The organism is Nonomuraea sp. NPDC005650 (assembly GCF_040605375.1).
Lineage (GTDB): Bacteria > Actinomycetota > Actinomycetes > Streptosporangiales > Streptosporangiaceae > Nonomuraea.
In genome coordinates, this window is the sequence record NZ_JBEXCR010000066.1 from 13465 (window position 1) to 26193 (window position 12729).

The 12729-nt window shown below is 72.1% G+C and carries 13 protein-coding genes; 4 read left to right on the forward strand and 9 right to left on the reverse strand.

What is annotated here, in order from left to right:
• Window positions 1–4 precede the first annotated feature (4 nt).
• On the forward strand, window positions 5–649 hold the full coding sequence (locus ABZS69_RS60600; RefSeq protein WP_355392039.1) for a TetR family transcriptional regulator: 645 nt from the start codon (window positions 5–7) through the stop codon (window positions 647–649).
• A 4-nt stretch (window positions 650–653) separates the two neighbouring features.
• The gene (locus tag ABZS69_RS60605; protein WP_355392042.1) at window positions 654–1475 is read left to right on the forward strand and encodes a class I SAM-dependent methyltransferase; all 822 of its coding nucleotides are present in this window, start codon (window positions 654–656) and stop codon (window positions 1473–1475) included.
• Window positions 1476–1508: 33 nt separating this feature from the next.
• Here the strand turns inward: ABZS69_RS60605 and ABZS69_RS60610 are convergent, their stop codons facing one another.
• The 3 genes from ABZS69_RS60610 to ABZS69_RS60620 all read right to left on the reverse strand — a co-directional run bounded on the left by ABZS69_RS60610 (window position 1509) and on the right by ABZS69_RS60620 (window position 4187).
• On the reverse strand, window positions 1509–1859 hold the full coding sequence (locus ABZS69_RS60610; RefSeq protein WP_355392045.1) for a VOC family protein: 351 nt from the start codon (window positions 1857–1859) through the stop codon (window positions 1509–1511).
• A 147-nt stretch (window positions 1860–2006) separates the two neighbouring features.
• Window positions 2007–3431: an NADP-dependent phosphogluconate dehydrogenase gene (gene gndA, locus ABZS69_RS60615; RefSeq protein WP_355392048.1), complete on the reverse strand. Its 1425-nt coding sequence runs from the start codon at window positions 3429–3431 to the stop codon at window positions 2007–2009.
• Window positions 3432–3494: 63 nt separating this feature from the next.
• A complete protein-coding gene (locus ABZS69_RS60620) occupies window positions 3495–4187 on the reverse strand; it encodes an HAD family hydrolase (RefSeq protein ID WP_355392051.1) in 693 nt (230 codons plus the stop codon).
• 167 nt (window positions 4188–4354) lie between these two features.
• Here ABZS69_RS60620 and ABZS69_RS60625 point away from each other — a divergent pair, with 167 nt between their 5' ends.
• Complete coding sequence (locus ABZS69_RS60625) at window positions 4355–5389, forward strand: aldo/keto reductase (RefSeq protein ID WP_355392054.1); 1035 nt, start codon at window positions 4355–4357, stop codon at window positions 5387–5389.
• Window positions 5390–5471: 82 nt separating this feature from the next.
• Window positions 5472–7955, forward strand: a complete 2484-nt coding sequence (locus ABZS69_RS60630; protein WP_355392057.1) for an ATP-dependent Clp protease ATP-binding subunit — start codon at window positions 5472–5474, stop codon at window positions 7953–7955.
• A 28-nt stretch (window positions 7956–7983) separates the two neighbouring features.
• Here ABZS69_RS60630 and ptsP read toward each other — a convergent pair whose 3' ends face one another.
• From ptsP to ABZS69_RS60660, 6 genes are read right to left on the reverse strand one after another with little or no spacing between them, the layout of a single operon-like run.
• The gene (ptsP, locus tag ABZS69_RS60635; RefSeq protein ID WP_355392060.1) at window positions 7984–9567 is read right to left on the reverse strand and encodes a phosphoenolpyruvate--protein phosphotransferase; all 1584 of its coding nucleotides are present in this window, start codon (window positions 9565–9567) and stop codon (window positions 7984–7986) included.
• Window positions 9560–9841 carry an HPr family phosphocarrier protein gene (locus ABZS69_RS60640; protein ID WP_355392063.1) on the reverse strand — a complete coding sequence of 94 codons (282 nt, stop codon included), beginning with the start codon at window positions 9839–9841 and terminating at the stop codon, window positions 9560–9562. Before ABZS69_RS60640 ends, ptsP begins: the two co-directional genes overlap by 8 nt.
• A gap of 10 nt (window positions 9842–9851) precedes the next feature.
• The gene (locus tag ABZS69_RS60645) at window positions 9852–10856 is read right to left on the reverse strand and encodes a zinc-dependent dehydrogenase (RefSeq protein WP_355392066.1); all 1005 of its coding nucleotides are present in this window, start codon (window positions 10854–10856) and stop codon (window positions 9852–9854) included.
• Window positions 10853–11281 carry a PTS sugar transporter subunit IIA gene (locus ABZS69_RS60650; protein ID WP_355392069.1) on the reverse strand — a complete coding sequence of 143 codons (429 nt, stop codon included), beginning with the start codon at window positions 11279–11281 and terminating at the stop codon, window positions 10853–10855. Before ABZS69_RS60650 ends, ABZS69_RS60645 begins: the two co-directional genes overlap by 4 nt.
• On the reverse strand, window positions 11274–11582 hold the full coding sequence (locus ABZS69_RS60655; protein WP_355392072.1) for a PTS lactose transporter subunit IIB: 309 nt from the start codon (window positions 11580–11582) through the stop codon (window positions 11274–11276). The genes ABZS69_RS60650 and ABZS69_RS60655 overlap by 8 nt, the downstream gene beginning before the upstream one ends.
• 3 nt (window positions 11583–11585) lie before the next feature.
• Window positions 11586–12707, reverse strand: coding sequence for a PTS mannitol transporter subunit IICB (locus ABZS69_RS60660; RefSeq protein WP_355392075.1), 1122 nt, complete (start codon window positions 12705–12707; stop codon window positions 11586–11588).
• Window positions 12708–12729: the final 22 nt, after the last annotated feature.

The following is a 12729-nucleotide window of genomic DNA, read 5'->3' on the forward strand; positions in this document are numbered from 1 at the left end:
AAACATGTGTTCAGCATCGTCGGACCTGACCGCCCTGGCCAAGATCCGCAACGCGGCCATCGCGCACTTCGCCCGGGACGGTTTCCAGAAGACCAACCTGCGCGCCGTCGCGGCGACCGCCGGGGTGAGCGCCGCCCTGGTCATCCACCACTTCGGCAGCAAGGACAAGCTCCGGAGCGCCTGCGACGACCACGTCCTCGGCATCCTGGTCCGGCGGGCCGGCGACGCCAGCCCGAGCGGCATGCGGGACCTCTTCCGCGAATACCTGTCCAACCCGGAGGAGTACCGCCTCCAGGTGCGGTACATGCTGCGCGCGATCGAGGAGGACACGCCCGCCGCGGCCACCTTCGTCGACACGCTGGTGGCGGAGTCCGAGGAGATCCTGCGGGCCGGGATCGCCGACGGCTCGATGCACCCGTCCTCGGACGTACGGGCGCTGGCGGTGCTGAACGTGCTCAACAGCATGGCCACCCTGACCATGCCGCCCGCCCTGGCACGGGCGCTGGGCCACGAGCGGTTCGGCCCCGACGTGCTGCGCCGGCTCGCGCTGCCCGCGCTGGAGCTCTACACCCACGGGCTGTTCACCGACGACGCCGCGCTGAAGGCGGCCAGGGCCGCGCTGGACGACTCACCCCAGGAAGAGGACTGACACGATGGCCACCACCCTCCCCGACCTCACGCCGCTGGAGAACACGCTCTGGCTCACCCTGGCCGGCAAGGCGCTCGACTACCAGGCCAGGCACCCGATCCTGCGCGACAAGACGGCCTACGACCTCGTCAGGCGGCTCGACTACGACGCCGGGCAGTTCAAGCTCTCCGCCAGCCCCGTCGTGGGCATCGCGCACCGCTCGCTGATCATGGACGACATCGTGCGGCGGTTCGTGGCCGGACATCCCGGCGCGGTCGGGCTCGACCTGGGCGCCGGGCTCGACACCCGCGTCTACCGCGTCGACCCGCCCGCCACCGTCGAGTGGTACGACGTCGACCTGCCCGGTGTGACCGCGGCCAGGCGGCTGCTGCTCCCCGAGCGCCCCCACGCCCACACCGTCGGCGCGGACCTCAACGACCCCCGCTGGCTCGACGAGGTCCCCGGCGACCGCCCGGCCGTGATCGTCGCCGACGGCCTGATCGGGTTCCTGTCCCGGGAGGAGCTGGCCACCCTCCTCGACCGCCTCATCCGCCACTTCCCCACGGGGGAGATCTGCTTCAACGGCTACACCCGCTTCCACATGTGGGCGGCCAGGAAGTACCCCGGCACCCAGTCCGTCGCCCCCTACCTGAGGTCCCCCGGCTTCGACACCCCGAAGGACGTCGAGCGCCTGGAACCCCGGATGAAGCTGGTACGCGAGATCTTCCTGGGCCGCGAGCCCGAGGTCGCCGGCTATCCGTGGACGACCCGCCTGGCGAGCTTCCTGACCGCCTGGAGCACCGCCCTCTCGCGCAAGGGCACCACCGTCCAGCACTACCGCTTCTAGGGCCGCCGCCTCAGGGGCGGCGGCCCCGGCGAACTAGCCGCCCATGATGCAGAAGGGGTGGCCCTCGGGGTCGACGAGCACGGTCCAGTCGGCGCCGCCCGGCTGGAACCCGGGCACGGTGGCGCCGAGCTCGGCCAGTTCCTTCTTGGCGACCTCGACGTCGGGGACCGTGAAGTCGAGGTGCGCGTGCTTCCCGCCGTTCGGCCAGCCGGGGCCCTGGTAGCCGTCGACCCGCTGGAAGCCGACCGAGACCGGGCCGCCTTCGAGGCTGACGAAGTCGGCGTCGCCCGGGGCGATCCGCCAGCCGGTGGCCTGGGCGTAGAAGGAGGCCAGGGCGGCGGGGTCGGCGCAGTCGAAGACGATGGAGGTGAGTGTCGTTGTCATGCGCCCAGCCTGGCGGCGACGGGGCGGCGCGGTCTTGAACATCCTTGCACCACAGCCCGCCCAGCCGTCCGCCGCCCGTCCGGCGCCGCCGCCCGGCGGGACGGAGCGGGTGCTCCGTCAGCCGTACGGCGGCGGCCGGGACGCGGGTCAGGCCGGGTGCTCGGCGCGGTCGCCGGACCAGTCCGTGTGGAAGGAGCCCTCCTTGTCCACCCGGAGGTAGGTGTGCGCGCCGAAGTAGTCGCGCAGCCCCTGGATCAGCGCGGCAGGCAGGCGGTCGCGGCGCAGGCCGTCGTAGTAGGCCAGCGCCGAGGAGAAGCCGGGCGTGGGCACGCCGATCTGCACCGCCGTCGTCACCACGCGCCGCCACGCCTCCTGCGCCGCGTCCAGGGCGGCCGCGAACGTCGGGTCGGCCAGCAGCGTCGGCAGCGCCGGGTTGGCGTCGTACGCGGCCCGGATCCGGTCCAGGAACTTGGCCCGGATGATGCACCCGCCGCGCCAGATCGTGGCCATGGCCCCCAGTTCGAGGTCCCAGCCGTACTCACGCGAGGCGGCGGCCATCTGGTCGAAGCCCTGCGCGTACGCGACGATCTTGGACGCGTACAGGGCCTGTCGCACGTCCTCCACGAGCTCGCGCCCCCCGACCCCGGACAGGCTGGGCCCCTGCAGGGACGCGGCGGCGGCGCGCTGCTCCGGGTGGCCGGACAGGGCGCGGGCGAAGGTCGCCTCGGCGATGCCCGTGACCGGCACGCCCAGGTCGAGCGCGCTCTGCACGGTCCACCGGCCGGTGCCCTTCTGCTCGGCCTGGTCCACCACGACGTCCACGAACGGCTTGCCCGTCTCGGCGTCCACCTGGTCGAGCACCTCGGCGGTGATCTCGATCAGGTACGAGTCCAGCTCACCCTTGTTCCACTCGCGGAACACCGAGGCCAGCTCGGCCGGGGTCGCGCCCAGGGCCTGGCGCAGCAGGTCGTACGACTCGGCGATGAGCTGCATGTCCGAGTACTCGATGCCGTTGTGAACCATTTTCACGAAATGTCCGGCACCGTCGGGGCCGACGTGGACGCAGCACGGCACCCCGTTCACCTTGGCCGAGATGTCCTGCAGGATCGGACCGAGCGCCTCCCACGACTCCTTCGAGCCGCCGGGCATGATGCTGGGCCCGAGCAGCGCGCCTTCCTCGCCGCCCGAGATGCCGGTGCCGACGAAGTGCAGGCCGCGCTCGCGCAGCGCCGCCTCGCGCCGCCGGGTGTCGTCGAAGTGGGCGTTGCCGCCGTCGACGATCATGTCGCCCGGCTCCATCAGGTCGGCGAGCTGGTCGATCACCGCGTCGGTGCCCGCCCCCGCCTTCACCATGATGATCGCCCGCCGTGGCCGCTTCAGCGAGGCCACGAAGGCGGCCAGGTCCTCGGACGGGACGAACGTGCCCTCCCCGCCGAACTCCTTGACCAACTGCTGGGTACGCCCATATGTGCGGTTGTGCACCGCTACCGCGTATCCGTGCCTGGCCAGGTTCCGGGCCAGGTTGCGCCCCATGGTGGCCAGGCCGGTGACGCCGATGTCTGCCAAGTCCATCTCAAGCTCCTTTGTGGGGGATACGCATGATCCAGCTCGGTGGTTCCGAGGGATATTCCAACATCAGTCGGACTGCCGTACGCCGAGCTCGTCGAGCCTGTCCAGCATCTCAGCCGGATCGGTGTAGACCCTGAAGGCGCCGGCGCGTTCGAGCTCGTCCCTGCCGTACCCGCCGGACTGCAGCCCGATGCCCAGCGCGCCGGCCCGGCGGGCGGCGAGCAGGTCCCACACGCTGTCGCCCACCACCATGGCATGCGCCGGATCCACCCGGACCAGCGCCGCACCTGCCAGGAACAGGTCGGGGTCCGGCTTCGCCCTGCGCACCATGTCACGCGTGATCATCGGGGTGTCCTCCGGCAGGCCCAGCATGCCCAGCGCGAGCCGCGCCGTGCGGGCGTACCCGCTGGTGGCGATCGCCCACGGCACGCCGCGCGAGGACAGCTCCGACAGCAGCTCCGCCGCGCCCGGCAGCGGCCGCACGGAGTGGACCTGCTGCTCGTACGCCTCCATGTGCGTGGTCTGCAACCGGTCGATCTGCTCCGGCGTCAGCTTCAGCCCGGTCTCGCGCAGCAGCGCGCTGACGAAGAGCCCGCCGCTCATGCCGATGCGGCGGTGGATCCGCCACACCGACAGGTCGATCCCCATACTTGACAGTGCCTGCCGCCACGCGATCACGTGCTGGTAGACGCTGTCGATCAGGGTGCCGTCCAGGTCGAAGAGGAACGCGGGCGTCGGGGTCTCCGGAAACTCGCTCATGGGTCCATGACACCATGAGGGAATATGCCGATCATCATCGCGGGTGGCCTCGGGAAAGGCCGCCGGGGCCGAGATCGTGCTCCGCGACCCGATGCGCTCCGCCGGACCCCGGGACTCGTCTCCGGTGACACGCCCGTCAACCTCCTCGTTGGGACAGAGTGATTTCCGTGACTGAATATCGCGTACTTGGACGTACTGGACTCAAGGTCAGCCCGCTCTGCCTGGGGGCGATGATGTTCGGGGGATGGGGTGAGTCCGACCCCGGCGAGTCCGCCAAGATCATCGACCGGGCGCTCGACGCGGGGATCAACTTCATCGACACCGCCGACGTCTACTCGCAGGGCCAGTCGGAGGAGTTCGTCGGCCAGGCGCTCGCCAAGTCGGGCAAACGCGACGACGTGGTGCTGGCCACCAAGGTCCACGGCGTCATGGGCGAGGGCCCCAACCAGCGGGGCAACTCGCGCCGCTGGATCATCCAGGAGGTCGAGAACAGCCTGCGCCGCCTCGGCACCGACTGGATCGACCTCTACCAGATCCACCGTCCCGACCCCGCCACCGACGTCGAGGAGACCCTCGGCGCGCTCACGGACCTCGTACGGCAGGGCAAGGTCCGCTACATCGGCAGCTCCACCTTCCCCGCGCACCAGATCGTCGAGGCGCAGTGGGCGTCGGAGCGGCGCTCGCTCGAACGGTTCGTGTGCGAGCAGCCGCCGTACTCGCTGCTCGCCCGCGGCATCGAGGCCGACGTGCTGCCCGTGACCGAGAAGTACGGCATGGGCGTCATCGTGTGGAGCCCGCTGGCCGGCGGCTGGCTGAGCGGCCGCTACCGCAAGGGGCAGGGCCAGCCGCAGACGCGCAGGGCGGAGCGCCTGCCCGACCGGTACGACCTGACGAAGGAGGTCAACCAGCGCAAGCTGGACGCGGTCGAGCAGCTCGCCGTGCTGGCCGAGGAGGCGGGCGTCACGCTGATCGAGCTGGCGCTGGCCTTCACGATCAGGCACCCGGCGGTGACCTCGGCCATCATCGGCCCGCGCACCCTGGAACACCTGGAGGGCCAGCTCACGGCCACCGAGGTCCGCCTGACGGACGACGTGCTCGACCGGATCGACGAGATCGTCGCGCCCGGCGTCACGCTCAACCCCGCCGACCGGGGCTGGCAGCCGCCGGAGCTGGGCGACGCGAGCCTGCGCCGGCGCCCCTGAGCGGACCCCAGGCTTTGCCTGGCGCCGGGTGTGACTTTCAGTTTGGGCGGTAGGTGTTCCCCGAGTTGAGGGGGGACATGCGATGTCGTTTTTCGGCGGGGACCCGTTCAGAGGGTTCGAAGAGCTCACGGGCCGGGTATTCGGCGGCATGGAGTCGTGGCCGCCGACCCGGCCCAGCGTGCAGCGGGTGGACGTGGGCAGGCTGCTGTCCGCCTCGGCGCGGGAGGTCCTGGCGCGGGCCGTGGACGCCGCCGGTCAGCGCGGCGCCCCCGACCTGGACGTACTCGACATCCTCGACGCCCTGACGGACGACGACGGCATCCGCAACCTGCTGCGCACGGCCGGCGTGGACGTGGGCCGGATGCGCGACCGCATCGACGAGGTGGCCGGGCCGGGCGAGGCCGGCGAGCCGCCCACCACGCTCTCACCGGCCGCCAAGCGGACCATCCTCGACGCCCAGCGGATCTCGCACGCCCTGCGGTCGTCGTACATCGGGCCCGAGCACCTGCTGCTCGCGCTCGCCGCGCGCCCCGACTCCGGCGCCGCCCGCATCCTCCAGGACCAGGGGGTCTCCGCGAACGAGCTGCAGGAGGCCATGTCGGCCGTCCCGCGCCGGGGCGACGGCGAGATGAGCCGTCAGAGCGGCACGCCGACGCTCGACCAGTACGGCAGGGACATCACCGAGGAGGCCAGGCAGGGCAAGCTCGACCCGGTCGTCGGCCGCGAGGAGGAGATCGAGCAGGCCATCGAGGTGCTGTCGCGCCGCACCAAGAACAACCCGTGCCTGATCGGCGAGCCGGGCGTCGGCAAGACCGCGATCGTCGAGGGCATCGCCCAGCGCATCGTGAACAACAGCGTCCCGGACACGCTCAAGGACCGGCGCGTCGTCGGCCTCGACCTGACCGGCATGGTGGCCGGGACGAAGTACCGCGGCGAGTTCGAGGAGCGCATCAAGAAGGTCATCGACGAGGTGCGCGCGCACTCCGACGAGACCATCGTCTTCATCGACGAGGTGCACAACCTGGTCGGCGCGGGCGCCGCCGAGGGCGCCATGGACGCGGCCAACATCCTCAAGCCCGCCCTGTCCCGCGGCGAACTGCACGTCATCGCCGCCACCACCATCGACGAGTACCGCAAGAACATCGAGAAGGACGCCGCGCTCGAACGCCGCTTCCAGCCCATCCTGGTCTCCGAGCCGTCCGTGGAGGAGACGGTCGAGATCCTGGCCGGGCTGCGGGACGCGTACGAGGCCCACCACCAGGTCCGCATCACCGACGAGGCCCTGGACGCGGCCGCGAACCTGTCCGCGCGCTACATCTCCGACCGGTTCCTGCCCGACAAGGCCATCGACCTCATGGACCAGGCCTCCGCCCGGGTGCGGCTGCGCTCGCGCACGCCCGGCGCCGACGTACGGGAGCTGGAGGAGCGGCTCGACGCGCTGCGCCGCGACAAGGACCAGGCCGTCTCCGCCGAGGACTTCGACCGCGCCAAGGACCTCTCCACGCAGATCGACAAGATCAGGCCGGAGGTCGAACGCGCCCGGCACGGCACCGACAGCGTGCCCGTGGTCGTGGTCGAGGACATCGCCGAGATCGTCTCCCGCCGCACCGGCATCCCGGTCACGCAGCTCACCCAGCAGGAGCGCGAACGCCTCATGCGGCTGGAGGAGCACCTGCACGAGCGCGTGATCGGCCAGGACGAGGCCGTCACCGCCATCGCGGAGGCCGTACGCCGGGCGCGGGCGGGCCTGAAGGACCCGAACCGCCCGATCGGCAGCTTCCTGTTCCTCGGCCCGACGGGCGTCGGCAAGACGGAGCTGGCCAGGGCGCTGGCCGCGGCGCTGTTCGGCGGCGAGGACCACATGGTCCGCATCGACATGAGCGAGTTCCAGGAGCGCCACACGGTCTCGCGCCTCATCGGCGCGCCGCCCGGATACGTCGGGTACGAGGAGGCCGGCCAGCTCACCGAGGCCGTCCGCCGCCGCCCGCACGGCGTCATCCTGCTGGACGAGGTCGAGAAGGCCCACCCGGACGTCATGAACATCCTGCTGCAGATGCTCGACGACGGCCGCCTCACCGACGGCCAGGGCCGCACGGTGGACTTCACCAACACGATCGTCATCATGACCAGCAACATCGGCGCCCAGCTCATCCTGGACTCGCAAGGCGACGTCAAGGACCTCGAAGACCGGCTCATGGACCTGCTGCGGCACTCGCTCCGGCCGGAGCTGCTCAACCGCATCGACGAGACGATCATCTTCAAGCGGCTGGAGAAGGAGCAGCTGCGCCAGATCGTGGAGCTGATGCTGCAGCGCACCCGGCAGCGCCTGCGCGGGCAGGACGTCGCGATGGAGGTCACGGACGCGGCCAAGGACTGGCTGGCGGAGCGGGGCTACCAGCCCGAGTTCGGCGCCCGGCCGCTGCGCCGCACGGTGCAGCGGGAGGTGGACAACCGGCTGGCCACGATGCTGCTGACCGGCGAGGTGGAGGAGGGGGGCAAGGTGATGGTGGACGTCGAGGGCGACCACCTCACGTTCCGCGCCACCGCCCCCCAGCCCACCACCTGACCGCTGCGGGTGGTCGAGCCGGGGCCGGTCAGGCGAGGGCCGTCATGGCGCGTTCGCGGCATTCGGCCAGCGTGAGGGCCGCCAGAGCCTCGCGTACGGACGGCACGCACACCGGGGCCATGGACAGGCTCGTCACGCCGAGCCCCACCAGCAGCGGCGCGAGCACCGGGTCGCCGGCCGCCTCACCGCACACCCCGACCGGCTTGCCCGCCTCCTGCCCCGCCTCGGCGCACATGGCGATCAGCTCCAGCAGCGCGGGCTGGCGCGGGTCGAGCAGGTCTGCGAGGGCGGGGTGCTGGCGGTCGGCGGCGAAGGTGTACTGGGCCAGGTCGTTGGTGCCGATGCTGAGGAAGTCCACCTCCCGCAGCAGCCGCCCGGCCCGCAGCGCCGCCGCCGGGACCTCGATCATCGCGCCCACCCTGGCGACGCCCCTGGCGCGGGCGCGCCGCGCGAACTCCCCGGCCTCCGCCGCCGTGGTGACCATGGGCGCCATCACCCACGCCTCGGCGCCCGTCTTTCGGGCCGCCTCGGCGATGGCGTCGAGCTGGGTGTCCAGGACGTCCGGCAGCAGCCGGTCCACGCGCAGGCCGCGCACGCCGAGCGCCGGGTTCGGCTCGCCGGGCAGGCCGAGGAAGGGCAGCGGCTTGTCGGTGCCCGCGTCGAGCGTCCGCACGATCACGTTCTCCGCCTGGGCGAACACCTCGGCGTACGCGGCCACCTGCTCCTCGAACGACGGCGCCGTCGCGCGGTCCAGGAACAGGAACTCCGTCCTGAACAGCCCGACCCCCTCCGCGCCGGGGCGCAGGTCCGCGGCCGAGCCGATGTTGAGCAGCAGCTTCACCGGGTGGCCGTCCGCCGTGCGGCCCGGGCCCCTGCCGGCCGCCAGCCTGGCCCGCTCCGCGCGGTCGGCCTCCCTGACCTCCGCCGCCGCCTCCTCGGTGAGGCCGACGGCCAGCTCTCCGGTGGCGCCGTCGACGCCGACCACGGTGCCGTCCGGGACGTCCATGATCCCCGCGCAGGCCACCACGGCGGGCAGGCCCCTGCCGCGGGCCAGGATCGCGGTGTGGCTCGTCGGCCCGCCCCGCTCGGTCACCAGCGCCAGCACGTCCGGGCCCAGGCCCGCAGTGTCGGCGGGGGAGAGGTCCTCGGCCACCAGCACGTACGGGTGGCCGGGGGAGGGGAGCCCCGGCATGGGCAGGCCCAGCGCGAACGCCACGGCCCGGTGCTTGAGGTCGTCGAGGTCGGCGGCCCGCTCGGCCAGGTATCCGCCGAGCGCGGCCAGCGCGTCCCGGTGCTGCGCGAAGGCCGCGTCCAGGGCGTGGGCGGCGTCCATGCCCTCCCGGGCGCGGCCTTCGGCGTCCTCCAGCAACATCGGGTCGTCGGCGATCATGGCCAGCGCCTCGAGGATGTCCGCCGCCTCCCCGGAGGCGCCGGCTGCGCGCCGGGTGAGGTCGGCGGCGACCGCCGCCAGGGCCCCGGCCACGGCGGACGCCTCGGCGGCGGGGTCGGCGACCGGGCGCGGCGGGGGCAGCGTCGGAGGGGCGGCCATCCGCACCGTCGGCCCCGCCGCGCGCCCCTGGCTGACCCCGAGACCGGCCAGCCGGTCAGGCATCGAGGGCCTCTTCCGCGTCCAGGTCGCGCGAGAGCAGCGCCACCAGCGAGTCCAGCGCCTCCTCCGCCCCGGGCCCGTCCGCCTCCAGCGTCACCTCCGTGCCGTGCACGGCCCCCAGCGACAGCACGCCGAGCATGCTCTTCGCCGGCACCGCCTTCGCCCCGAGCCGCACCGTCACCGGCACCCCCAGCCGCGCCGCCGCCTGCACGAACAGCTTGGCGGGCCGGGCGTGCAGGCCGCTGGCAGAGGCCACGACGACCGTTCGCTGTGCCATGCCGAACCTCCTAGGGCTCAATTGTGACCTTGATGGCCGCGCCACGGCTGACGAGGTCGATCCCGTCGAGCACCCGGGGCAGCGGCAGCCGGTGGGTGATGAGGTCGGACACCACCACGTCCCCCGAGGCTACGAGGCGCAGAGCCTCCGCGTTGTGGGCGGGGCTGGAGCCGTTCGCGCCGACGATGGTCAGCTCGCGGTAGTGCACGAGGTTGGAGTCCAGGGTGACGAGCGGGTCGTCCTTGGGCAGGCCGCCGAAGAAGCTGATGCGCCCCTGCCGGGCCGCCATCCGCACCGCCTGCTCCTGCGCCGCCCCCGAGGCCGCCGCCGTGATCACCACGTCGGCGCCCCGCCCGCCGGTCAGCTTGAACACCTGCTCGACGGGGTCCGCGTCGATCGCCGCGTCCGGGCGTACCAGCTCGGCGGCCATCGCCAGGCGCTGCGGGTTGACGTCCACGAGGAAGACCCGGGCCGCGCCGCGCGCCCGCGCGAGGCGTACGTGCAGGCAGCCGATCGGGCCCGCGCCCATCACCACCACGTCGTCCCCGGCCCCCACGCGCGCCAGCGACTGGCCGTTGAGCACGCAGGCGAGCGGCTCGGCCACCGACGCCTCGGCGAAGCCGACGCCGGGCGGGATGGCGTTGACGCCGTTCACGGCCAGCACCTTGGCCGGGATCACCATGTACTCGGCGAAGCCGCCGTCGTAGTGGTAGCCCATCGACTCCTGGTTCGGGCAGACGGTCAGGCGGCCGCGCAGGCACTCCGGGCACGTGCCGCACGGGATCGCGGCGATCACCTGCACGCGTTCGCCCGTGTCCACGACCTCGCCGGCGATCTCGTGGCCCATCACCCGCGGCGGCCTGATGTGGTGGTGCCCGAACTTGAGGATCTTGGCGTCCGTTCCGCACGTCGAGCAGTTCCGTACGCGGATCTTCAGCTCGCCGGGCCCGGCGACGGGCTCGGGCGCGTCCTCGATCCTGATGTCGCCGGGAGCGTGGAATCTGGCGACTTTCACGCTGTGAGCTCCTTCATGACTTGTGAGATTTCGGTGGCCTCGCGCAGCGTCCTGGCGCGGTCGGGGTCGAGCAGGATCTCGGCCAGCGCCGCCAGCAGCGGCACGTGCCCGTCGTCCTTGGCCGCGATGCCGACGCAGAGCGTGACCTGCTCGCCGTCCCAGTCGATGCCGCCGGGGAAGCGCACCACGCAGATGGCGTCGCGCCGGACGTCCTCCTTGGAGGCGTTCGTCCCGTGGGGGATGGCCACGCCCTCGCCGACGTACGTGGAGATCGTCCGCTCCCGTTCGAGCATCGCCTCGATGTACGGCTCCGCGACCGCGCCCACGTCGACCAGCGCCTGCCCGCACCGGCGGATGGCCGCGGCGCGGTCGGGGGCGCTCTCGTGCAGCAGCACGGCCCGCGGGTCGAGCAGGCCGTCACGCATCGACCGTGCCGCCGTTCTTGATGGTGTTCACCAGCCTGGTCACCGCCGGGTCGCCGAGGAAGATCTGGAACGGCACCAGGACCTTCCCGGGGGCGGCGGCCCTGGCGCGGGCGGCCAGCCCGGCGTGGCACAGGACCACGTCGGCGTCGTCGGGGATCGAGTTGACCGGGGTGTGCTCGACGGTGACGCCGGTGTCCTTGAGCTGCTTGCGCAGCGTGGAGGCGAGCATCACGCTGCTGCCCATCCCCGCGTCGCAGGCCACGATGATCTTGTGGATGTCCTTGCTGTCGATGCCGGCCATGGCTCAGGCCTCCTTGTTGGCGGGTTCGGCGGCGGGTTCTGTGACGGTTTCCTGCGAGCCCTCGGGCTCGTCCTTCTTCTCGCCCCGGCCGAACCCGAGCAGGAGCGCGGCGACGGCGAACGACACGCCCGCGGCCACGAGGATCCCCAGGCTGGAGCCGAGCCAGCCGCCCTTCGGGGTGACCGCGATGTAGGCGAAGATGCTGCCGGGCGACGGCGTGGCGACCAGGCCCGCCCCGGTGACCATGAACGTGAACACGCCGGCCGCGCCGCCCGCGATGACCGCGAGGATGAGGCGGGGCTTCATGAGCACGTACGGGAAGTAGATCTCGTGGATGCCGCCGAAGAAGTGGATGATCATGGCGGCGGGCGTGCTCGGGCGCAGCTCGCGCGGGCCGAACAGCAGGTACGCCAGCAGCAGCCCGAGGCCGGGCCCCGGGTTCGACTCCAGCATGAACAGGATCGACTTGCCCGTCTCCGCAGCCTGGGCGACGCCGAGCGGGCCGAGCACGCCGTGGTTGATGGCGTTGTTCAGGAACAGGACCTTGGCCGGCTCGATCAGCACGGAGGCGACGGGGAGCAGGTTGTGGCCGATGAGCCAGCTGACGGCGTTGCCCGCGGCGGTGGTGACCGTCTGGACGATCGGGCCGATGCCGAACATCCCGACGACGGCCATCGCGCCGCCCACGATGCCGGCGGAGAAGTTGTCCACGAGCATCTCGAAGCCGGCCTTGGTCCGCTGCTCCGTGAACTTGTCCACATATTTCAGGATCAAGGCGGTGAGCGGGCCGATGATCATGGCGCCCAGGAACATCGGAGAGTCCGTGCCCACCACGACGCCCATCACCGCCACCGCGCCCACGACCGCGCCGCGCTGCCCGTGCACCATCCGGCCGCCGGTGTAGGCGATGAGGATGGGCAGCAGGGTCGAGATGATCGGGCCGACCATCTTCGCGAGCGTCTCGTTGGGCAGCCAGCCGGTCGGGATGAACAGCGCGGTGATCAGGCCCCAGGCGATGAACGCGCCGATGTTCGGCATGATCATGCCGGCCAGATGGCCGCCGATGCGCTGGATGGTGGCCTTGGCGCCGGTTCCGGTGACCGGGGGAGTGTAACTGTCGGCCATGGACTTGCTCCTTCGGGGGGAT

What these genes read in the sequence shown, in the direction of transcription:
- ABZS69_RS60660 (WP_355392075.1), bottom strand. Translation starts at nt 12,707, where the DNA reads ATGGCCGACAGTTACACTCCCCCGGTCACCGGAACCGGCGCCAAGGCC.
- ABZS69_RS60600 (WP_355392039.1), top strand. Translation starts at nt 5, where the DNA reads ATGTGTTCAGCATCGTCGGACCTGACCGCCCTGGCCAAGATCCGCAAC.
- ABZS69_RS60605 (WP_355392042.1), top strand. Translation starts at nt 654, where the DNA reads ATGGCCACCACCCTCCCCGACCTCACGCCGCTGGAGAACACGCTCTGG.
- ABZS69_RS60655 (WP_355392072.1), bottom strand. Translation starts at nt 11,582, where the DNA reads ATGGCCGGCATCGACAGCAAGGACATCCACAAGATCATCGTGGCCTGC.
- ptsP (WP_355392060.1), bottom strand. Translation starts at nt 9,567, where the DNA reads ATGCCTGACCGGCTGGCCGGTCTCGGGGTCAGCCAGGGGCGCGCGGCG.
- ABZS69_RS60630 (WP_355392057.1), top strand. Translation starts at nt 5,472, where the DNA reads ATGTCGTTTTTCGGCGGGGACCCGTTCAGAGGGTTCGAAGAGCTCACG.
- ABZS69_RS60620 (WP_355392051.1), bottom strand. Translation starts at nt 4,187, where the DNA reads ATGAGCGAGTTTCCGGAGACCCCGACGCCCGCGTTCCTCTTCGACCTG.
- gndA (WP_355392048.1), bottom strand. Translation starts at nt 3,431, where the DNA reads ATGGACTTGGCAGACATCGGCGTCACCGGCCTGGCCACCATGGGGCGC.
- ABZS69_RS60650 (WP_355392069.1), bottom strand. Translation starts at nt 11,281, where the DNA reads ATGCGTGACGGCCTGCTCGACCCGCGGGCCGTGCTGCTGCACGAGAGC.
- ABZS69_RS60640 (WP_355392063.1), bottom strand. Translation starts at nt 9,841, where the DNA reads ATGGCACAGCGAACGGTCGTCGTGGCCTCTGCCAGCGGCCTGCACGCC.
- ABZS69_RS60610 (WP_355392045.1), bottom strand. Translation starts at nt 1,859, where the DNA reads ATGACAACGACACTCACCTCCATCGTCTTCGACTGCGCCGACCCCGCC.